Here is a 19,700-nt window from a genome sequence, read left to right as displayed (position 1 = left end):
GTTGCGTTTCTGAATTCGAGGAGTTTATTGAAATGGCTATTCATCGCCAGGGGCTCGCTTGCGCCCGGAAAAAGTACCGAAACCAAATGACGTGGCTCTGCGCGTTGTTCCTACCGACCGTACTGCCTGCATATGCAGGTCCCATTGAAGCGGAGGAACCCACCTCGGCCTCGTCGCAGTCCAAGGAGGACGGCAGAGGTGTTGCGGTCTTGCCCGCTGTGACGGTCTCTGCGCAGCGACCAGGCTCCGACACAGAAGGAACCGGCTCATACACCACCGGCATAACGAGAGCGGCGACCGGGCTGAGCCTTTCGCCAAGAGAAACCCCGCAGTCGGTTACCGTCGTGACGCGCCAACGCATGGACGATCAACAACTGAATTCAATCAAAGACGTGTTGGAGAATACGACCGGGATCAGCTCCACCACATTGGACACGGAGCGCGTTTCTTACTATTCGCGTGGTTTCAGTATCGACAGCTTCCAGTACGATGGCGTGCCAACGACATACATTCCCGGATCGTTCCTGCCAGGTGAGGGAGTGCTGGACACGGCCTTTTACGATCGGGTCGAGGTGGTACGTGGCGCCACTGGTCTGCTGCAGGGGGTCGGCGATCCGTCAGCCTCGGTCAACCTCGTTCGCAAGCGGCCTTTGCGTGAGTTCTCTCTGACTGGTTCGCTGGGGGCTGGTTCTTGGGACAACTATCGTGGAATGCTGGACGTATCCACGCCGCTTACCTCCACCGGCAATGTCCGCGCGCGGATGGTGGGTGCCTATCAGGATCGCAATTCCTTCCTCGACTATTACCAGCAGCGCCGGCAGGCCTTCTACGGTGTGGTCGAGGCAGATCTGACGTCGAGCACGACCCTGAGCCTGGGCCACGAATACCAGGACAGCGATCCCAAGGGGATTACCTGGGGTGGCCAGCCGCTGTTCTATTCCGATGGTTCGCGCACCGATTGGTCCCGGTCCAAGAACACTGCGCCGCGTTGGAGCCATTGGGGCAACCGGATTAATACGACCTTCACGCGCTTGGAACATGAGTTCGATAACGGATGGAGCGTTCGCGCCAACGCGGAGCACCGACGTGTGGACAGCTCAAGCGAGCTGTTCTCGATGAACGGCTATCCAGATCGCGCCTCAGGGGAAGGCTTGTGGCCGATTGCCCTGGGAGGTCGCAGCAATAGCCGGCAGAACAATTTTGATGTTATGGCCTCTGGACCGTTTGCGTTGTTCGGGCGTGATCACGAACTGATGGTAGGCGCGTCAACGTCCCGGCTCCGTGCACATGACAACTCTGCTTTCATCTTCCCGACGGACCCTATCGGTAGCATCTACGACTGGAGTGGAAACTATCCAAAGCCGGATTTCGCCAGCTTCCCGCACGCCGCATCCAGTACGACTATCAAGCAGAGCGGTCTCTATAGTGCGGCCCGCTTCTCGTTGGCTGACCCGCTCAAGCTGATTGTCGGTGCTCGGCTGAGCAACTACGAAATGGAGCGGGACAGCAGTAGTGGGGAGCCCTTCCACTACAAGAAGGACAACAAACTGATCCCGTATGCGGGGCTGGTCTATGACATTGACGACACGTACTCGGCGTACGTCAGCTACACGGAAATCTTCAAGCCACAAACCGACCGTGATCGCAACGACAAGGTGTTGGGGCCGACCAAGGGCAAGAACACGGAAGTCGGCATCAAGGGAGAGTATCTGGACGGCCGCCTGAACGCGTCCATCGCGGTGTTTGAAGCTCGCCTTGACGGGGTGCCGCAAATTGACAGCGGCCATTTGCTGCCCGACGGCTCTCAAGCGTATTACGCCGCCAACGGCACCAAGTCGCGAGGATTCGACATCGATGTCCAGGGCGAGATCACGCGTGATTGGAACCTTTACGCGGGCATCTCTCATTTCACTGCATCCCAAGGCGACGGCCAGCGCTTGAGCACGCAGATTCCTCGAACGACGGCGCGCCTGTTCACCACTTACCGGCTGCCGGGTGACTGGAATCGCTTGACGATCGGCGGCGGCGTGAACTGGCAGAGCCGCTTTTATGGGACGGCGACCGGACCTCAAGGGGAAGTCCAAGTTGGCCAGGCTTCTTATGCGCTCGCCTCGTTGATGGCACGCTACGACGTCACGAAAAACACCACCATCACGGCGAATGTCAACAACCTGTTTGATCGCAGGTATTACACGATGACGGGGTTCTACAACCACTACCTGTACGGCGAGCCTCGTAATTTCATGGTGAATATGACGTACAAGTTCGAGTGATCCGAACGTCCCTACGGCTCTTCGCCTTGTGTGAGTTCAGAGAAGTATCGCGCAGGGGGCTTTCCGACCGCCTTCTTGAACATGGTGATGAAGGCGGTGACCGAGTCGTAGCCCAATTGGTCCGCTACTCGCTGCACCGTTTGCCCGGAGGAAAGCTGGCGCATGGCAACGATCAAATGCAGTTGCTGGCGCCAGCGGCCGAACGTCAGGCCTGTCTCCTGTTGGACGAGGCGGGCTAGCGAGCGTTCGCTCATGGCGACCAGCTTAGCCCAATCGGCAAGTGTCCTTCGATCCGCCGGATCGTCCGAGAGCATCTTCGCGATCTTGCGCATCCGCGGTTCGTTCGATGTTGGCAGGTATAGCTGCTCGACCGGCATTTGTGCGAGTTCCTCCAGAAGCACGACGGCCTTGCGTCCCACTCGGCTGTCCGGAAGGTATTCGGGAGCCTGGTCAGCCATGTGCAGCACTAACTCGCGCACCAGAGGAGTGATGGAGAGCGTGCAGCATTGGTCCGGCAATTGCGCTGCACCTGGTTGCACGAAGAGGTAACAAATCCGTGCGTTTGCGGTGGCGCGAACACTGTGGGGCATTTGTCCTGGAATCCACACGGCACAGCGCGGGGGAACCATCCAAATAGCATTAGGTACTTCGCAGGTCACGCCACCCTTCAGAGCAAGGACTAGCTGTCCTTGTCGATGTTGATGTACCGGGACTTCGCTCTTTTGCTCGGCGATGTCCACACGCATCCCCACTACCGGGCCGCGCACCTTGGTTTCGTCGAAACTTTTCAACGACGGTTCTAGCGACATGGGCATTGGAATTACCTTGGCAGAATTTAGCGATCTGTTGTCATTCTAGCTAAATTCATATTTAGGTCCAAGCGATAGATTGCGGTACTGATTGTCTGTTTTTGGAGTTATGAATGAGTAATCGTGATGCAACCTTGGCGGTTGCCCGACCAGCTTTGCTGATAGCAGGGCTCCTTTTGATCGCGACTAACCTGCGTGCGCCCATTACGGGCGTTGCTCCCGTTCTGGAGACACTGCAGTCGGCGTTTGCGTTGTCGCCGGCACAAGCGGGGCTCTTGACGACGCTACCGTTGTTGGCGTTCGGCATCATTTCCCCCTTTGCCGCGATGTTCGCGAGGGAATACGGACTGGAGCGTTCGCTGTTCGGGGCGCTACTGCTTATCGCGGCCGGCGTGGTGGTCCGATCCGTCGGGCCTGTGTGGACCCTGTATCTGGGCACGGCCACTATCGGTGCTGGCATCGCCGTGGGCAATGTGCTGCTTCCCAGCCTGGTCAAACGTGACTTCCCGGCAAAGGTGCCCACCGTTATGGGCGTCTGCTCCATTGCCATAGGCGGCGCGGCCGCGCTGGCATCCGCGAGTGCCGTGCCGCTGGGACATGCGTTCGGCTGGCAAGGCGCGCTTGGCGCTACCTTCGTCTTTCCGTTGGTTGCCGCCCTGGTGTGGTCCAGCCAGTTGGGGTCTCATACCGCGCCGGCCAAGGGAACTGCCTCGGCCCCTCATGGTGGACGGGTATGGCATTCCGCGTTGGCGTGGCAGGTGACCTTGTTCATGGGCATCAATTCACTGGTGTATTACGTGTTGGTCGCGTGGCTGCCGTCCGTTCTGACTTCCTCGGGTATTTCTCCGGAGGTTGCCGGCTCGCTTCATGGTGTCATGCAATTCGCTTCGGCAGTGCCCGGTCTCCTGCTTGGTCCCATCGTCAGCCGTATGAAGGACCAAAGGCTGGTCGCCGCCACTATGGGTGGGCTGATGGCCGTGGCCCTTCTCGGCTTCTGCGTGGCGCCGCCCTGGGCCTCCTTGTGGGCGTTCTGCTTCGGCCTGGGCTCTGGCGGTGGCGTGCTGCTGGCGTTGATGTTCATGGGCCTGCGGGCTAACAGCGCCCACCAGGCCGCGTCGCTTTCAGGCATGGCCCAGTGTGTCGGCTACTTTCTGGCGGCATGCGGTCCGACGCTTGCGGGCAAGCTCCATGACCTCACCGGTAGCTGGATTGCCGTTCTGTATATCGGCATGGGGCTCTCGATCGTGATGGTGATCTTTGGCTTGCTTGCAGGTCGCTCTCGAACGATCGGGGCCGAGCATCCGCAACCTCGTCATTGATGTCATCGCTTGCGCTGTCCGCCGCTATGCAGGGGGGCAGCGCTTTTGGAACCACAGGTTCGTGAGGTAACGAAATGAGCAACAAGACGACCTTTCTAAATATCTCCAGCACCTCCGCCGACTGGCGTGGGCTGGCGCTTTCCAACTTCGGACTTTCACCATTCGTATTCCACGACATGTTGTTTGCGTCCGTTGAGGGGTTCATACAAGGCATCAAATTTCCAGAGAGCGATCCGCGCCGGCTGCAGGCCTTTCACCTGAGTGGCTGGGATGCAAAACAACTCGGAGATCTGGCGGATCGCAGTGGTGCCTATTGGAATCGCCAATGCTTGCCCTACGGCTCAACGCAGCATCATCAGCTTATTGAGTCCGCTATTCGGGCACGAATCGATCAATCCGTAGGATTGCAGAGGGCACTGCTGTCCACGAATGGGCTGGAACTGGTCCACGATACGGGTCGGGCAGAAGCGCCGACGACATCGCTGCCTGCCATCGTTTTTTGTCGAATTCTGACTGCCATTCGTGAGGAACTGCTGTGCGCACGCCTGGCAGCATCGTGACCCCTCGACTCGCTCGGGTACTCAATCGTTCAATGGAGCAGACTGACTATGAACCTTAACCCTCGGAACTTCTTGGTGCATGACATTAGCCACCATCCGATGGTCGTCTTCAGAAACGACTCTGCTAGACCTGGCTACGCAAAGCAATGGGAGGCCGAAACGGTTTCTCTTATTCGGTACGGGGCGCCTTTCGTCATTGTGTATGACCAGCTTCGCGGAGATGAAGATCAACAGGATCTAAGGCACAGGGCGTTGTGGCTCAAGCAGAACAAAGCGGAGATGAGCCGAGTGTGCAAGGGATTCATCAGTATTGAGCCCGACCCTGTGCGCCGAGAGGAGGCAAGGCAGATGGGGGTGATGCTGGCAAGAGCGTTCGGTATGCAACATGAGGCGGTCGAAACGCAGGCCGAGGCCCGCAAGCTTGCCGAATGCTGGGCATCCGAGCCATCCCCAGGTAGATAGTTCCCATGGAACTGCGGCACCTGCGATGCTTTCTTGCCGTGGCCGAAGAGCTGCATTTTGCACGCGCGGCTGAACGACTGCATATCGAGCAATCGCCTTTGTCGCGGACTATCAAAGAGCTGGAAGAGGAGTTAGGTGCCCAGCTTTTCGTGCGGACTACCCGAAATACCCGGCTGACTCGTTCTGGAAATATGTTCCTGGAGCATGTTCCACGCGTATTTGCAGCGTTGCAGCAGGCACGAGACAGTGTGAAGGCTGCCGCTAATGGATTTCACCGTCAATTGCGTGTTGCCTTGTCGGATGGAATCTCACCGTCTCGCCTACCAGCGCTACTGGCGCTGTGCCGGCAGGAAGAGCCCGACGTTGATATTCGCCTCTTCGAAATTCCTTTGTCACAGCAGATCAAGGGGTTGCACGATGATCTGTACGATGTTGGATTTGCACAGTCGAATGAGGTAGGCCACGGCATCGTCGCCATGCCTGCCTGGAGCGATACGCTCATGGTCGCGGTGCCGGCGCGGCATCCGCTGCTGGCCCATAAGCGAATTCCCCTGGAAGAACTGCTGCGCTATCCGCTCGTCTTGTGCGATCCACAGGTGTGTGAAGGTCATGCCAGACATGTTGATAGGGTGCTGCGTCGGATGGACACGGAACCGCTCATTGCGGAGCGAGTTGCTTCTTGCGATTTGATGATGGCGCTGGTATCGGCCGGCTTCGCACTCGGGCTGGCGGGTGCTGCGCATATTGCCGCTAGTCGTGAACCAGGCGTGGTAGCTCGGCCGTTGGCGGCACGTGTGCCGCCGCTGACGACCTACCTATTGCATCCCGAGGGCGAGCCTTCCGATGTGCTGGTGCGCTTCATTGAGCGCGTCCAGTCCATCGAATCGCTGGAGTGCCCGAGGCTGCTCCCTGGCTGCAGCCTTGATCTCCCAGAGGAGCCTACTCGATGAAAATGACAATCCCACTCTTGCTAGTCGCGGCATTGACTGCCTGCGGCCAGTCTGAGGCACCGCAGAAAACCACCGGTTCGGAGGCAGATATTCCGACTGTGGAAGAACTTGCAGCTAACCCCGGACCGCTCAAGGAACTGCGGCAGCGATGCAAGACCGATCGCCCCAAGCTGGGCGATATGCTGTGCAACCGGGTCGCCGAAGCCACGCGCAAGCGGTTCTATAGCGACGGCGAGACCCCATACACGCCACCGAAAGAGTCGCCCAAGTTCTGATTGTTGGCGGCACGCCGCATCACCTTCATTTTTCTGCCCGATACGCTGCAATGCGCCTGCGATTGCGGCGTTTATCTTTGGCTCGCTGTCGCACTAATTATTTCATTTTGCACGACCTTTCTGCCCTAAACGGTCTTTGATCGGCACTGACCAGGCACCGATCCTGATGCTTGCGGCACGTCCTTGTGCCGCTTTTCCGAAGAGGAATCAGCTCAGGAGAAATCGGAGGCCAGGTCATGCAAGGGACGAACGTGCTGTTCGGTCAGATTGCCGTGGTGTTCGGCATCGTGATCGCCGGCGTGTGGGGCGCCACACAATGGACAGCATCCACCCTTGGCTATCAACTACGCCTTGGCTCGCCCTGGTTCGATTTTCTTGGCACGCCGATCTACCACCCGTGGAAGCTGTTTGAGTGGTGGTTCGTTTTCGATGCTTATGCGCCGCGCGTATTCGATACCGGGGGCGCCATCGCGGGCGGCAGTGGGCTATTGGCGGTGATCGTCGCCATCGGCATGTCGATCTGGCGCTCGCGGCAGTCGCGCCTGGTCACGACTTACGGCTCGGCCCGCTGGGCGAACGCGGATGACATTCGCAAGGCGGGCCTCACACAGCCTGCTGGCGTGTTTCTGGGCCAGCACGATCGCCAGTACCTGAGTCACGAAGGCCCGGAACACGTCCTGACCTTCGCGCCTACGCGCTCGGGCAAAGGTGTGGGTCTGGTGGTGCCGACACTGCTGTCTTGGCCGGCGTCGGCCGTCATCCACGACATCAAAGGCGAGAACTGGCAGATCACCGCCGGCTGGCGCTCGCGCTTCTCGCATTGCCTGCTGTTCAACCCGACCGATGCGAAGTCGGCGGCCTACAACCCGCTGCTGGAGGTTCGACGCGGCGCGCATGAGGTGCGCGACGTGCAGAACATCGCGGACATTCTTGTCGATCCCGAAGGTGCGCTGGAGAAGCGCAATCATTGGGAGAAGACCAGCCACGCGCTGCTGGTCGGGGCCATCCTGCATGTGCTCTACGCGGGCGAAGACAAGACGCTGCGCGGCGTCGCCAACTTCCTCTCCGATCCGGCCAGCCCCTTCGAGCTGACCTTGCACCGGATGATGACCACGCCCCACCTGGGCGATGGCCCGCATCCTGTCGTCGCTTCGGCGGCGCGCGAAGTGCTCAACAAGTCGGACAACGAACGCTCCGGTGTGCTGTCCACGGCCATGTCGTTCCTCGGCCTGTACCGCGATCCCACGGTGGCCGAAGTCACCTCGCGCTGTGATTGGCGCATCGCCGACCTGATCGCGGCCGAGCATCCGGTGTCGCTGTACCTAGTGGTGCCGCCTTCGGACATTTCGCGGACGAAGCCGCTCATTCGCCTGATCCTCAACCAGATCGGGCGGCGCCTCACCGAATCGCTCGATGGCTCCGATGGCATCGAGCGCCGCCACAAGCTGCTGCTGATGCTCGATGAGTTTCCTGCGCTGGGGCGCCTGGACTTCTTCGAGACGGCGCTGGCCTTCATGGCGGGCTACGGCATCCGCAGCTTCCTCATCGCGCAGTCGCTCAACCAGATCGACAAGGCGTATGGGCAAAACCACTCCATCCTCGACAACTGCCATGTGCGCGTGACGTTCGCCACGAACGACGAGCGCACCGCCAAACGGATCTCCGAGACGCTGGGAACAGCCACCGAGTTGCGCGCCCAGCGCAACTACGCGGGCCACCGGCTCGCGCCTTGGCTGGGCCACCTGATGGTGTCGCGCCAGGAAACCGCGCGTCCGCTGCTAACGCCTGGCGAAGTCATGCAGCTTCCACCTGACGAGGCCGTGGTGATGGTGTCCAGCGTGGCGCCGATCAAGGCGAAGAAGCTGCGCTACTACGCGGACGCCAATTTCAAGCGTCGCGTGCTGCCACCGCCCGCGCTGGCGGATGGGCAGTACGCCGACGCGCCGCCATTGCGGCCCGACGACTGGAGCGGGTTGGCGATTCCCGCCGTGCCCATCGCACCGGCCGCGGCATCCGCTGATGGCCTGGGTTCCGCCGATGACGGTGGCCCACGCCGTCAGCCCGAACTCTCCGAAACCGTCGCCTACGACCCCGAGCTGGCCGCTCCCGTGGCCGACCTTGGGCTGCTCGATGACGACGACGACCTGCCGCTTCCCCTTCCGCGCCAGCTTGATCCAGCCATGCAGCGCACGGCCCGGCTGGCCTCTCTCGACCCCAACGACGGAATCGAGCTATGAGCCAATATCGCCTCAACCTGTTCATCCAGCCGGAGCACGTCAAGCGCCTGAACGAGCTGGCCGCCAAGAAAGGCGTGTCCAAGTCGTCCATCGTCGCGGCGGCGCTCGCATCGTGGCTGTCGCCCGATGCCGCCGACCAGCGCGAGGCGGCCATTGCCAAGCGGCTTGATCGCCTGTCGCGCCAGGCCGAGCGCATGGAGCGCGACCAGAACATCGCCATCGAAACGCTGGCGCTGTTCATCCGCTACTACCTGACCGTGAGCACGCCAGTTCCCGAGGCGCACCAAGACGCGGCGCGCGCCCAGGGCAAGGCGCGCTTCGAGCAGTTCGTTGAACAGTTGGGCCGCCACCTGCTGCGGGGCCGCAGCCTGGTGCGCGACGTGGTGGAAGAACTGCACCCCGACCCGATGCGGATGGAAGACGCGGCGGCAGCCGCGCAAGCGCAGGAGCGTGCGTCATGAGCGCCCGTATTCCCATTGAAGGGCAGTCCATGACCGCCACGTCGCTCGACCGCCGCATCCAGATGCTGCGCACGGCCATGGGGCCACTGATCGCCGCCGCGCTCGAAGACCCGGACGTGGTGGAAGTGATGCTGAATCCTGATCGCACCCTTTGGGTGGATCGGCTTTCCAGTGGGCGCGCGCCGATGGGCGTGGAACTGCCCGATGCGGACGGCGAGCGAATCATCCGCTTGGTCGCGGCCCACGTCGGCGCAGAAGTCCATCGTGGCCAGCCGTTGCTGTCCGCCGAGTTGCCCGAGACGGGCGAACGCTTCGAGGGCATCCTGCCGCCGGCAGCGCCGGGGCCGGCCTTCGCGCTGCGCAAGCGCGCCATCGGCGTGATACCGCTGGAGCGGTACGTCATCGACGGGATGATGACCAGCGCACAGGCGGGCTTTCTCGTTCGCGCCGTGCGCGAGCGGCAGAACGTCTTGATCGCCGGCGCCACCAGCAGCGGCAAGACTACGCTCGCCAATGCGCTGCTGGCCGAAATTGCCGCCACGGGCGACCGCGTGCTGGTGCTTGAAGACACGGTGGAGCTGCAATGCGCGGCCCGCGACCACGTTCCGCTGCGCACCCGCGCAGGCGTGGTTTCCATGACCGAGCTGGTGCGCTCGTCCATGCGCCTCCGGCCGGATCGCGTCGTCGTTGGCGAGGTGCGCGGCGCCGAGGCGCTGGATCTCATCAAGGTGTGGGGCACGGGCCACCCCGGCGGCATCGCCACGATCCATGCCGGCTCCGCGCTCGGCGCACTGTTGCGCCTGGAGCAACTGATTCTCGAAGTGGCGGTGAATCCGCCCCGTGCGCTGATCGCCGAGGCGGTCAACGTGGTGATCCACATCGCCGGGCGCGGGCGCAAACGCCGCATCGAGCGCATCGCTCGCGTCGTCTGCTTCGACGGCGTGGGCTACCAACTGGCGGACGCACTGGAAACGTCCTTTCCCGAGCTGCCGCCACTTCCCGATGCCGCTCCCGCTGCGGCGACTTCCCCATCCCCTGACTCACTTGGAGAACTGCCATGACGCAGATGACCATTCCTGCTTTCCGTTTTTCTGCAAATCCGCCTTCGCGCCTGTCCAACCTGGCGCGGTTGCGCAGCCTGGCCCGCCCTGCGGAGCAAGGGCTGCTGCTGGCCGCGCTGCTGCTGTTCCTGGCCGGAACCGCGCAGGCCGCTGGTTCCTCGATGCCCTGGGAAGGGCCGTTGCAGTCCATCCTCGAATCCATCCAGGGGCCGGTGGCGCGCATCGTGGCCGTCATCATCATTATTGCCACGGGCCTCGCGCTCGCCTTCGGCGACACGTCCGGCGGCTTCCGCAAGCTGATCCAGATCGTCTTCGGCTTGTCCATCGCGTTCGCGGCTTCAAGCTTCTTCCTGTCGTTCTTCAGCTTCTCCGGCGGGGCCGTCGTATGAGTGCCCCGGACACCTTCGCGGACGGCTTCGAGGTGCCGCTGCATCGCTCGCTGACCGAGCCGATTCTGCTTGGCGGTGCGCCGCGCACCGTGGCGATCGCCAACGGCACGCTGGCCGCCGCTGTCGGCCTGGGCCTGCAACTGTGGATTCCCGGCGTGGTGCTCTGGATCGTCGGCCATTCGCTGGCGGTGTGGGGTGCGTGCGTCGATCCACAGTTCATGCAGGTCTTCGCCCGGCACATCAAGCACCGCCCGCTGCTGGACGTGTGAGGGGAGGACGCCGCGATGCTGAACCTCGCCGAATACCGCCAGCGCCCGGCCTTGCTTGCCGACTGGCTGCCCTGGGCCGGGCTGGTCGCGCCGGGCGTCGTCTTGAACAAGGACGGCAGTTTCCAGCGCACGGCCAAGTTTCGCGGGCCTGACCTCGACAGCGCGACGCAAGGCGAGCTGATCGCCACGTCGGCGCGGTTGAACAACGCGCTGCGCCGCATGGGATCGGGCTGGGCGTTATTCATCGAAGCCGAGCGCCGGCCTGCGGCCGATTATCCGCACTCGGAGTTTCCCGAGCCGCTTTCGTGGCTGGTGGAGGAAGAACGCCGGGCCGCTTTCGAGGAATCGGGTAGTCACTTCGAGAGCGGCTATCACCTGACGCTGCTTTACCTGCCGCCGGAAGAATCTCGCGCCCGTGCAGCCAAGATGCTCTACGAGAACACGCCGACGAATGGCGTGGACTGGCGCGAGCGGCTGCAAGCCTTCGTCGCGGAAACGGATCGCGTCTTCGACCTGCTCGACGGCGTGATGCCGGAAATTGACTGGCTCGATGACGCGCAGACGCTGACCTGCCTGCACGCGACCATCTCGACGCGGCGCTATCGCGTGGGCGTGCCCGAAGTGCCATTCCACATCGACGCGCTGCTGACCGATTCCGCGCTGATCGGCGGCCTGGCGCCCATGCTGGGCGACCAGCACCTGCGCGTGGTGTCGGTGCGCGGCTTCCCAACCTCGACCTGGCCGGGGATTCTGGACGACCTCAACCGCCTCGGTTTTGCGTACCGCTGGAGCACGCGCTTTCTCTGCCTCGACAAATCCGAGGCGGAACGGGAGTTGGGACGCCTGCGCCGCCAGTGGTTCGCCAAGCGCAAGAACGTCATCGCGCTGCTGCGCGAAACGATCTTCCAGCAGGAAAGCCCGCTGGTCGATACCGACGCCAACAACAAGGCCGCTGACGCCGACGCCGCCTTGCAGGAGTTGGGCAGCGATCAAGTCGCCTTCGGCTATCTGACAGCGACCGTCACAGTCATGGACGAGGACGCCGCCGTCGCAGACGAGAAGCTGCGCATGGTGGAGCGTGTTATCCAGGGCCGAGGTTTCGTGACCATCCCCGAAACGCTCAACGCCGTGGATGCGTGGCTTTCGTCCATTCCGGGCAACGCCTACGCCAACGTGCGTCAGCCCATCGTCTCGACGCTGAACCTGGCGCACCTGATGCCGTTGTCGGCGGTATGGGCCGGGCCGGAGAAGAATGAGCACCTGGACGGCCCGCCGCTGATCGTCACGCGCACCGATGGCGCCACGCCGTTCCGGCTGGTGACGCACGTCGGCGACGTGGGCCACACGCTGGTCGCGGGGCCGACTGGCATGGGCAAGTCGGTCTTGCTCGCCACGCTTGCGATGCAATTTCGCCGCTATCGCGGCTCGCGCATCTTCGCCTTCGACATGGGCCGCTCCATGCGGGCCGCCATTCTCGGCCTGGGCGGCGAACACTACGATCTGGGCACGGATGGCGAAATCGCCTTCCAGCCACTTGCGCGCATCGACCGTGAGGGCTACCGCACCTGGGCCGCCGAATGGATCGAAGGCCGCTTGCTGCACGAAGGCGTGGCGGTCGGCCCCGACGAGAAGGCGGCTATCTGGTCGGCGCTGGGAAGTCTCGCCGGTGCGCCGGTGGAGCAGCGCACGATGACGGGGCTTTCCGTGCTGCTGCAATCGAACACGCTGCGGCAGGCGCTGTCCCCCTATGCGCTAGGTGGCGCCCACGGCAAGCTGCTGGACGCCGACCACGACCGGCTGGGCATGGCTGACGTGCAGTGCTTGGAAATGGAGGAGCTGATGCACAGCAAGGCCGCCGTCATGGCCGTGCTGCATTACCTCTTTGCGCGTTTCGATGAACGCTTCGACGGGGCGCCTACGCTGCTGATCCTCGATGAAGCGTGGCTGTTCCTCGACGACCCGGTGTTTGCCGCGCGTATCCGCCAGTGGCTCAAGACCCTGCGCAAGAAGAACGTCAGCGTCATCTTCGCCACGCAGAGCCTTGCCGACATCAAGGATTCGAGCATTGCGCCCGCGATCATCGAGAGCTGCGCGAGTCGGATCTTCTTGCCCAACCCGCAGGCCATCGAGCCGCAGATTCGCACGATCTACGAGGGCTTTGGCCTCAACAGGCGTCAGATCGAAATCGTCGCCGCCGCGCAGCCCAAGCGCGACTACTACTACCAATCGCGTCTCGGAAATCGTCTGTTCGACCTCGACCTGGGGCCAGCCGCGCTCGCATTCGCGGGCGCATCTACACCGCAAGACCAACGCGACATCGACCACGTGCTGGCGCAGGCCGGCGCACCCGGCTTCGCCAGCGCGTGGCTGCGCCATCGTGGCCTTGATTGGGCCGCTGACTTGCTGCCGTCCGCACCGGCGGCTGCTTCGTTCCTCAAACCCCAACCATTGGAGGTTTCATCATGAAGATCAAGCCCCGTTTGCTGTCCGCCTCGCTCGCTGCCGCGCTGTCTGTGTCGCTGATGCTCGCACAGCCGGCGGCAGCCATCACTGTCTTCGATCCGTCGAACTTCGTGCAGAACACGCTTACAGCCGTGCGCACCCTGGAGCAGATCAACAACCAGATCAACCAGCTCCGGAACGAAGCACGGATGCTCATGAACCAGGCGCGGAATCTCGCCAGCCTGCCGTCCAACGTGGTGAACCAGTTGCGCGCCAACCTGGCGACGACCGAGCGGTTGATCGCCCAGGCCCGAGGCTTGGCCTACGACGTGACGAACCTGGATCGAGAGTTCCAGCGCCTGTACCCCGAGCAGTACGCCGCCACCGTCAGCAGCGACCAGATGTATCGCGACGCACAGGAGCGGTGGCGGAACACGCTCAACGGCTTGCAGACCACGATGCAGATGCAGGCGCAGGTGTCGCAGAACCTGGGCGAAGACGAAAGCGTGCTGGCCGACCTTGTGGACAAGAGCCAGTCGGCCGAAGGTGCGTTGCAAGCAATGCAGGCCATGAATCAGTTGTTGGCCTTGCAGGCCAAGCAGTCGATCCAGTCGCAACGGCTCCAGATCACGCAAGACCGGGCGGCATCGCTGGAACTGGCGCGGCAGGCGGCAGCCACGGAGCGAGCCCGCGAAGTGCGGCGGCGCTTCCTGGGCGAAGGTACGCCGTACACGCCGCAGTCCGTGAACTTCTACGGCAACTGACGGGAGGCCGCCATGCGATGCGTCCTTGCCCCGTCTGTTGTGGTACTTGCCGCGTTGCTGGCCGGACGCAGCGAGCACCCGGCCGACAACCTTGCCGATACCTTGGCCGCCGATCCCGCACGGCTTAAGGCATTGCGCGCGCAATGCGCGGCTGACCGGCAGGCCACGGGCGAGGATGCTTGCTGTGCCGCCGCCGAAGCCTTCCGGCGTCGCTTCTTTTCCGGCGATGCCGGGCCGGATGAATACCAGACGCTGGCCGACCTGCCGCCGATCCCACCGAGCTTCGATGAACCTGCCGATTGCGAGGCGCCGGCCTTGCCCGACCCGGAGGACACGCCATGAACGACGTGACCATCATCGACCGATTCCTCGCCACGTTCGCTCTCTACATCGACTCGGGGTTCGGGCTGTTGCAGGGCGAAGTAGCGTTCCTCACTGCCACGCTGATCGTCATCGACATGACGATCGCCGGGCTGTATTGGGCAATGAGCCACGCCACCGGCCAGGGCGAGGACGTGATCGCCAAGCTGCTGCGCAAGGTGCTCTACGTCGGCGCCTTCGCCTACATCCTCAACAACTTCAACTGGCTGGCCGGCATCGTGTTCCGCTCCTTCGCCGGGCTGGGCCTGACGGCCACCGGCTCGGCCATCACGATGGAGAACTTTTTGCAGCCAGGTAGGCTGGCGAAGATGGGCATCGACGCGGGCGCTCCAATTCTGGAGCAGATCGGCGACATGGCCGGTTTCCCCGAGGTGTTCGTGAACCTCGATCCCATCGTGGTGATGTTCCTGGCCTGGCTGGTGGTGGTCTTGTGCTTCTTCGTGCTGGCGATCCAGCTTTTCATCACGCTGATCGAGTTCAAGCTGACCACGCTGGCGGGCTTCGTGCTGGTGCCGTTCGCGCTCTGGAACAAGACCGCGTTCCTGGCCGAGAAAGTGCTGGGCAACGTGGTAGCCGCAGGCATCAAGGTGCTGGTGTTGGCCGTGATCGTCGGCATCGGCTCAGGCCTGTTCGCGGAGTTCCAGGTACATCCCGCCGAGCCGTCCATAGACCACGCGCTGGTCATCATGCTGGCCACGCTCACCTTGCTGGCGCTCGGGATCTTCGGCCCTGGCATCGCCACTGGCCTGGTCTCCGGTGCACCGCAGCTTGGCGCGGGCGCGATGGCTGGTTCCGCTGTCGGCGCAGCCGGGACGGCCGTGGTCATCGGCGCCGCCGCGACTGGCGTAGGTGGCGCCGTCATGGCCGGGGCGCGCATGGCGCCAGCCGCCGCCAAGCTGGCCGGCAGTGGTGCGCGTGCGGCCGCTTCGACGGCCAGCAGTGCCCGGTCGACGTTCCAGGCGGGTTCTTCCGCCGCAGGTGGTGGTGCGAAGGGCGCAATGGCCGGCCTGGGAAACGTCGCCAAGACCGGCGCGCAGTCTGCCGGACGTGCGGCTGCATCCCGTGCTTCCGCTGCCGGGCAGCGGATGGCCGCTCCGTTCCGCGCAGGCTGGAACGGCCCGAGCGCTGGCGAAGGCATGGCCGCCGGCGGAGCCGGGGCGTCTGGCCAGGCCTCCACAGGCGAAGCCGCAGCGGGTGGCGCCAACGCGCAGAAGCAAGAACAGCCCGCTTGGGCCAAGCGACTGCACCGCCGCCAGCAACTCACCCATGCCGCGACCACCACCGCCCACGCGCTGCGCGGTGGCGATGGCGGCGGCTCCGGCCAGGGGCCGAGCCTGCGTGATTCCGATTCATAAGGAGAACTGACCATGCGATTCAAGAAACCGCAGGTGCGCTATGCCGACACGCCGCAGCCTGCCACGCCGTACCAAGCTGCCGGCCAGGTGTGGGACGACCGTATAGGCTCGCCGCGCGTGCAGGCGAAGAACTGGCGCCTGATGGCCTTCGGCTGCTTGACGCTCGCGCTGATGATGGCTGGCGGCCTGGTGTGGCGCTCGGCGCAGTCCATCGTGACCCCCTACGTCGTGGAAGTGGACAACGCGGGCCAGGTACGCGCAGTCGGCGAGGCCGCCACGCCGTACCGGCCCAACGATGCACAAACGGCGCACCACATCGCGCGTTTCGTGACGCTGGTGCGCTCGCTGTCCATCGACCCCATCGTCGTCCGCCAGAACTGGCTGGACGCCTACGACTACACGACCGACAAGGGCGCGGCCGTGCTCAACGACTACGCGCGTGTGAACGATCCGTTCGCGCGCATCGGCAAGGAGTCGGTGACGGTGCAGATCACCAGCGTCGTGCGCGCCAGCGACACGTCGTTCAACGTGCGCTGGACGGAACGCCGCTATGTCAACGGCGCCGCGGCGGGCCTGGAGAGGTGGACGGCCGTGGTGTCCATCGTGCTCCAGCCGCCGCACACCGAAGAACGCCTGCGCAAAAACCCTCTTGGCATCTACGTCAATGGCCTGTCGTGGAGCCGCGAACTTGAAACCTCGGAAGGAACAAAGCCATGAATGCACTTCAAGCTGGCAATGCCGCCGCGCGGCCGCGCGATCTGTCGCGCAATCGGCAGGGACGGACTTCTCGGAGCAAGTATCGGCAGCGCCTCCATGATGGCATTGCCTTGGTGTGGCCCTTGTTCGGTCCGGGCTTGCGATTGGACGACCGGACGCTCAACACAGTCTGCCTTTTGACCTTGGTAGCGGCTTTGTCCGGTTGCGCCACGCAGGGCAAGCCGCCGCCGACTATCTCGCTTGATGAGCCGGTGCAGGCCCAGCCGCTGCCCGAGCTGCCTGCGCCTGTGGAGGTGGTTGCCGTGCCCGAGGTTCTGCCGATGCCGGCGCAGTTGAAGCCATTGCCCGAAGCCGAGGACGCCAAACCTGTACCGGAGCCGGCAGACGAGAAGGTACGCGTCTGGCGCGCCAATGCCGAGGCCCGCGTCGCGCCCACACGCGACGGCTACGTCAACGCGATTCAGGTGTGGCCGTACAGCGATGGTGCGTTGTACCAAGTCTATGCTGCCGTGGGTCGCGTGACCGTGGTTTCACTCCAGCCGGGCGAGGAGCTGGTGACGGTGGCCGCCGGCGATACCGTGCGTTGGATCGTGGGTGACACATCTAGCGGCACTGGTGCCGACTTGCGCGTGAACGTGTTGGTCAAGCCGATCCGCTCGGGTCTTAAGACCAATCTCGTCATCACTACCAGCCGCAGGACGTACCTGCTGGAGCTGGCTTCGACGGAAAAGACGTGGATGGCCTCCGTCTCCTGGGAGTACCCGCGTGACCGGATGTTGGCTCTACAGCGCCAGGCTCAGGCGGCTCACGCCGCAGCGCCGGTGGATTCCGGCTTGTCGCTGGAGAACCTGCGCTTCCGCTACGCGGTCAGCGGCAGCAATCCGCCGTGGAAGCCGCTGCGTGCCTTCGACGACGGGCAGAAGGTCTATATCCAGTTTCCGCACGGTATCGCTCAGGGTGAATTGCCGCCCCTGTTCGTGATCGGGCCGGAAGGCGACGGGCAATTGGTCAATTACCGCTTCCGCTCGCCGTACTACATCGTGGATCGGCTATTCGGCGCCGCCGAACTGCGACTGGGAGGCGACAAGGGCGACGTGGTGCGGATTGAGCGCACGGATGGCGTGGCACGGGGGAACTGACCATGAGCCAGGACGACACCCACGACCGTGCCGCGCCTTCGGCGGGCAAGGTCGCGCCCGAATCGGCGACGCTGCGCGCCCAACCGCGTGCTGTGACCCGGTTGAACCGGCGCACGCTGGCTATCCTCGTCGGCGGCCTGTCGGTCGCCGTATTCGGGGCCACGATCTGGTCTTTGCAACCGCAGCGGCGCAGCGCCGACGAGCAAACCGAGCTTTACAATGTCGATCGCGTCTCGAAATCCGAAGGGCTGGACGGCTTGCCGGCCGACTATTCGAAGCTGCCGCCGCAAGTGCCCGAGCTGGGGCCGCCGCTGCCGGGCGACCTCGGCCCTGCCATCGTGAACTCGCAGCAGCCGGCCGTGGCTGCCTACGCGGCTCCCGGCCATGATCCCAACGACGGCTTGCGCAAGGAGGCGGAAGCCGCTGCGGCTTCGTCGGTGTTCTTCCGTTCGGGGGGCCAAGGCCAAGCCGCCGCCACGGTGGCGCAGGCGAAACCGGGTGCGCCTGGTGGTGCAAGCGCGCTCGCGGCCTTCGATCCCCTCTCTGCCGGGCCGGCGTCGGTGGCGGTGCAGCCTGCCGACCCAACCGCCGTACAGAACCGGCAAGACCAGAAAGAGGCGTTCCTGAAAGCCGGCTCTACGGAGACCCGCAATTCCGGCAATCTGGCACTGCCGACGTCGCCTTATCAGGTGATGGCCGGAACCGTAATCGCGGGCGCGCTGGTGACGGGCATCAAGTCGGACTTGCCGGGCGACGTGATCGCCACGGTGACGGAGCCGGTCTTTGATACGGCCACGGGCAAGTTCCTGCTGATCCCGCAGGGATCGCGCATCCTCGGGCGCTACAACAGCCAGGTCAGCTACGGGCAGAGCCGCGTGCAGGTGGTGTGGAACCGGATCATCCTGCCCGACACGTCCTCGCTGACGCTCGACAACCTTGTCGGCACCGACCCGGCCGGCTACGCCGGCTTGGAAGACGACGTGGACTGGCATTGGAAGCGCATCGTCGCGGGCGCGGTGCTGACGACGCTGCTAGGCGTCGGAGCCGAGCTGGCCGCGCCAGAGAACCGCCAGGACGGCAACCGCATCGTCATCGCCGGGCGCGATAGCGCCCAGGACAGCATCAATCAGGTCGGCCAGGAGATTACCCGGCGAAACATGAATATCCAGCCGACATTGACCGAGCGGCCGGGCCTGCCTGTGCGGATCATAGTCAATCGGGATCTGGTACTGCTGCCCTATCAGCCACTGTTTTTCAATCGGGGGGCTTCGCAATGAGCGCGAACAAGAAGCTGCGGCTCGGCCCGCTGCCCAAGACCGAGAACGTCAAGCTGACCTTTGTCTGCCCGGCCAGCCTGAAAGCCGATCTCGACCGCTACGCCGCGATGCATGCGCAGGCGTATGGCGAGACTGTCGATGCCATGATGCTGATCCCCTACATGCTGGAGGCGTTCATGGCAGGGGATCGGGGATTCCGGCGCGGCACTGCGAGGTAGGGCGTACTGCTGAAGGAAACTTGATGCCGCGCGGGCCGTCCGCGGATTGCGCTAGCAGTGCATGGCAGGGTGGCGGCACATGTCAGACTCAATGGGCCGCGGAGCCCGTCTTCGGCCTCAATGATTGCTGCGGCTGGGTTAGGTATTCTCGCAGGGTAGGGCGGTGCCATTGCTGCCACTTTTCTTTACTCTGAAGCCTGAAAATAGGGTAGTCAACGAAACCAATGGGGTAATTATTGGATTCAATGCCCCGTTTGCGCGCGATTTATGTGGTCGCCACACCTAAGAAGGGGGCGGCCTGCAATGTGCTCAAAGGAAATAGGGTAGTCCAAGGGGGGGGGG

19 protein-coding genes are annotated in these 19,700 nt (G+C 63.4%); 18 read left to right on the top strand and 1 reads right to left on the bottom strand.

Annotation, left to right across the window (positions count from 1 at the left end):
- Window positions 1-32: 32 nt before the first annotated feature.
- The gene (fhuE, locus tag FFS27_RS07065) at window positions 33-2,273 is read left to right on the top strand and encodes a ferric-rhodotorulic acid/ferric-coprogen receptor FhuE (RefSeq protein ID WP_196787483.1); all 2,241 of its coding nucleotides are present in this window, start codon (window positions 33-35) and stop codon (window positions 2,271-2,273) included.
- Window positions 2,274-2,284: 11 nt separating this feature from the next.
- Here fhuE and FFS27_RS07060 read toward each other — a convergent pair whose 3' ends face one another.
- The gene (locus tag FFS27_RS07060; protein WP_079385288.1) at window positions 2,285-3,082 is read right to left on the bottom strand and encodes an AraC family transcriptional regulator; all 798 of its coding nucleotides are present in this window, start codon (window positions 3,080-3,082) and stop codon (window positions 2,285-2,287) included.
- 113 nt (window positions 3,083-3,195) lie between these two features.
- Between FFS27_RS07060 and FFS27_RS07055 the strand changes: the two genes are divergently transcribed.
- The 17 genes from FFS27_RS07055 to FFS27_RS06970 all read left to right on the top strand — a co-directional run bounded on the left by FFS27_RS07055 (window position 3,196) and on the right by FFS27_RS06970 (window position 19,358).
- Window positions 3,196-4,401: a CynX/NimT family MFS transporter gene (locus FFS27_RS07055; protein WP_034019889.1), complete on the top strand. Its 1,206-nt coding sequence runs from the start codon at window positions 3,196-3,198 to the stop codon at window positions 4,399-4,401.
- Window positions 4,402-4,475: 74 nt separating this feature from the next.
- A complete protein-coding gene (locus tag FFS27_RS07050; protein WP_034019887.1) occupies window positions 4,476-4,961 on the top strand; it encodes a hypothetical protein in 486 nt (161 codons plus the stop codon).
- Between the two features lie 467 nt (window positions 4,962-5,428).
- Complete coding sequence (locus tag FFS27_RS07040; RefSeq protein ID WP_071562123.1) at window positions 5,429-6,373, top strand: LysR family transcriptional regulator; 945 nt, start codon at window positions 5,429-5,431, stop codon at window positions 6,371-6,373.
- Window positions 6,370-6,648: a lipoprotein gene (locus FFS27_RS07035; RefSeq protein WP_034019882.1), complete on the top strand. Its 279-nt coding sequence runs from the start codon at window positions 6,370-6,372 to the stop codon at window positions 6,646-6,648. Before FFS27_RS07040 ends, FFS27_RS07035 begins: the two co-directional genes overlap by 4 nt.
- A gap of 236 nt (window positions 6,649-6,884) precedes the next feature.
- Complete coding sequence (locus FFS27_RS07030) at window positions 6,885-8,885, top strand: conjugal transfer protein TraG (RefSeq protein WP_034019880.1); 2,001 nt, start codon at window positions 6,885-6,887, stop codon at window positions 8,883-8,885.
- The gene (locus FFS27_RS07025) at window positions 8,882-9,346 is read left to right on the top strand and encodes a CopG family transcriptional regulator (protein ID WP_034019878.1); all 465 of its coding nucleotides are present in this window, start codon (window positions 8,882-8,884) and stop codon (window positions 9,344-9,346) included. Before FFS27_RS07030 ends, FFS27_RS07025 begins: the two co-directional genes overlap by 4 nt.
- The gene (gene trbB / locus FFS27_RS07020) at window positions 9,343-10,407 is read left to right on the top strand and encodes a P-type conjugative transfer ATPase TrbB (RefSeq protein WP_034019876.1); all 1,065 of its coding nucleotides are present in this window, start codon (window positions 9,343-9,345) and stop codon (window positions 10,405-10,407) included. The genes FFS27_RS07025 and trbB overlap by 4 nt, the downstream gene beginning before the upstream one ends.
- Window positions 10,404-10,796, top strand: coding sequence for a TrbC/VirB2 family protein (locus tag FFS27_RS07015; RefSeq protein ID WP_034019874.1), 393 nt, complete (start codon window positions 10,404-10,406; stop codon window positions 10,794-10,796). The genes trbB and FFS27_RS07015 overlap by 4 nt, the downstream gene beginning before the upstream one ends.
- Window positions 10,793-11,065 carry a VirB3 family type IV secretion system protein gene (locus FFS27_RS07010; protein WP_034019872.1) on the top strand — a complete coding sequence of 91 codons (273 nt, stop codon included), beginning with the start codon at window positions 10,793-10,795 and terminating at the stop codon, window positions 11,063-11,065. Before FFS27_RS07015 ends, FFS27_RS07010 begins: the two co-directional genes overlap by 4 nt.
- Before the next feature lie 15 nt (window positions 11,066-11,080).
- Window positions 11,081-13,531: a conjugal transfer protein TrbE gene (gene trbE, locus FFS27_RS07005; protein WP_034019870.1), complete on the top strand. Its 2,451-nt coding sequence runs from the start codon at window positions 11,081-11,083 to the stop codon at window positions 13,529-13,531.
- A gap of 2 nt (window positions 13,532-13,533) precedes the next feature.
- Window positions 13,534-14,271, top strand: a complete 738-nt coding sequence (trbJ, locus tag FFS27_RS07000) for a P-type conjugative transfer protein TrbJ (protein ID WP_034019902.1) — start codon at window positions 13,534-13,536, stop codon at window positions 14,269-14,271.
- Between the two features lie 12 nt (window positions 14,272-14,283).
- Window positions 14,284-14,613, top strand: coding sequence for a hypothetical protein (locus FFS27_RS06995; RefSeq protein ID WP_137951957.1), 330 nt, complete (start codon window positions 14,284-14,286; stop codon window positions 14,611-14,613).
- Window positions 14,610-16,007 (top strand): P-type conjugative transfer protein TrbL, encoded by a 1,398-nt coding sequence (gene trbL, locus FFS27_RS06990; protein ID WP_034019866.1) that lies wholly within the window; start codon window positions 14,610-14,612, stop codon window positions 16,005-16,007. Before FFS27_RS06995 ends, trbL begins: the two co-directional genes overlap by 4 nt.
- Window positions 16,008-16,019: 12 nt before the next feature.
- A complete protein-coding gene (trbF, locus tag FFS27_RS06985) occupies window positions 16,020-16,724 on the top strand; it encodes a conjugal transfer protein TrbF (protein ID WP_034019864.1) in 705 nt (234 codons plus the stop codon).
- A gap of 176 nt (window positions 16,725-16,900) precedes the next feature.
- Window positions 16,901-17,863 (top strand): P-type conjugative transfer protein TrbG, encoded by a 963-nt coding sequence (gene trbG, locus FFS27_RS06980; RefSeq protein WP_034019899.1) that lies wholly within the window; start codon window positions 16,901-16,903, stop codon window positions 17,861-17,863.
- A gap of 2 nt (window positions 17,864-17,865) precedes the next feature.
- Window positions 17,866-19,140: a TrbI/VirB10 family protein gene (locus FFS27_RS06975; protein ID WP_034019861.1), complete on the top strand. Its 1,275-nt coding sequence runs from the start codon at window positions 17,866-17,868 to the stop codon at window positions 19,138-19,140.
- Entirely contained in the window at window positions 19,137-19,358 is a 222-nt protein-coding gene (locus FFS27_RS06970; protein ID WP_034019857.1) for a DUF2274 domain-containing protein, read from the top strand. Before FFS27_RS06975 ends, FFS27_RS06970 begins: the two co-directional genes overlap by 4 nt.
- The last annotated feature ends 342 nt before the right edge of the window (window positions 19,359-19,700 follow it).

The sequence above is a fragment of the Pseudomonas sp. 2VD genome (assembly GCF_005503585.1).
Classification (GTDB): Bacteria; Pseudomonadota; Gammaproteobacteria; order Pseudomonadales; family Pseudomonadaceae; genus Pseudomonas; species Pseudomonas aeruginosa.
The sequence above is the reverse complement of the archived record's forward strand: the minus strand, read 5'-3'. Positions and strand labels throughout refer to the sequence as shown.

Coding starts and splice junctions, on each gene's coding strand:
- fhuE (WP_196787483.1), top strand. CDS start 33: ATGGCTATTCATCGCCAGGGGCTCGCTTGCGCCCGGAAAAAGTACCGA.
- FFS27_RS07060 (WP_079385288.1), bottom strand. CDS start 3,082: ATGTCGCTAGAACCGTCGTTGAAAAGTTTCGACGAAACCAAGGTGCGC.
- FFS27_RS07055 (WP_034019889.1), top strand. CDS start 3,196: ATGAGTAATCGTGATGCAACCTTGGCGGTTGCCCGACCAGCTTTGCTG.
- FFS27_RS07050 (WP_034019887.1), top strand. CDS start 4,476: ATGAGCAACAAGACGACCTTTCTAAATATCTCCAGCACCTCCGCCGAC.
- FFS27_RS07040 (WP_071562123.1), top strand. CDS start 5,429: ATGGAACTGCGGCACCTGCGATGCTTTCTTGCCGTGGCCGAAGAGCTG.
- FFS27_RS07035 (WP_034019882.1), top strand. CDS start 6,370: ATGAAAATGACAATCCCACTCTTGCTAGTCGCGGCATTGACTGCCTGC.
- FFS27_RS07030 (WP_034019880.1), top strand. CDS start 6,885: ATGCAAGGGACGAACGTGCTGTTCGGTCAGATTGCCGTGGTGTTCGGC.
- FFS27_RS07025 (WP_034019878.1), top strand. CDS start 8,882: ATGAGCCAATATCGCCTCAACCTGTTCATCCAGCCGGAGCACGTCAAG.
- trbB (WP_034019876.1), top strand. CDS start 9,343: ATGAGCGCCCGTATTCCCATTGAAGGGCAGTCCATGACCGCCACGTCG.
- FFS27_RS07015 (WP_034019874.1), top strand. CDS start 10,404: ATGACGCAGATGACCATTCCTGCTTTCCGTTTTTCTGCAAATCCGCCT.
- FFS27_RS07010 (WP_034019872.1), top strand. CDS start 10,793: ATGAGTGCCCCGGACACCTTCGCGGACGGCTTCGAGGTGCCGCTGCAT.
- trbE (WP_034019870.1), top strand. CDS start 11,081: ATGCTGAACCTCGCCGAATACCGCCAGCGCCCGGCCTTGCTTGCCGAC.
- FFS27_RS06995 (WP_137951957.1), top strand. CDS start 14,284: ATGCGATGCGTCCTTGCCCCGTCTGTTGTGGTACTTGCCGCGTTGCTG.
- trbL (WP_034019866.1), top strand. CDS start 14,610: ATGAACGACGTGACCATCATCGACCGATTCCTCGCCACGTTCGCTCTC.
- trbF (WP_034019864.1), top strand. CDS start 16,020: ATGCGATTCAAGAAACCGCAGGTGCGCTATGCCGACACGCCGCAGCCT.
- FFS27_RS06975 (WP_034019861.1), top strand. CDS start 17,866: ATGAGCCAGGACGACACCCACGACCGTGCCGCGCCTTCGGCGGGCAAG.
- FFS27_RS06970 (WP_034019857.1), top strand. CDS start 19,137: ATGAGCGCGAACAAGAAGCTGCGGCTCGGCCCGCTGCCCAAGACCGAG.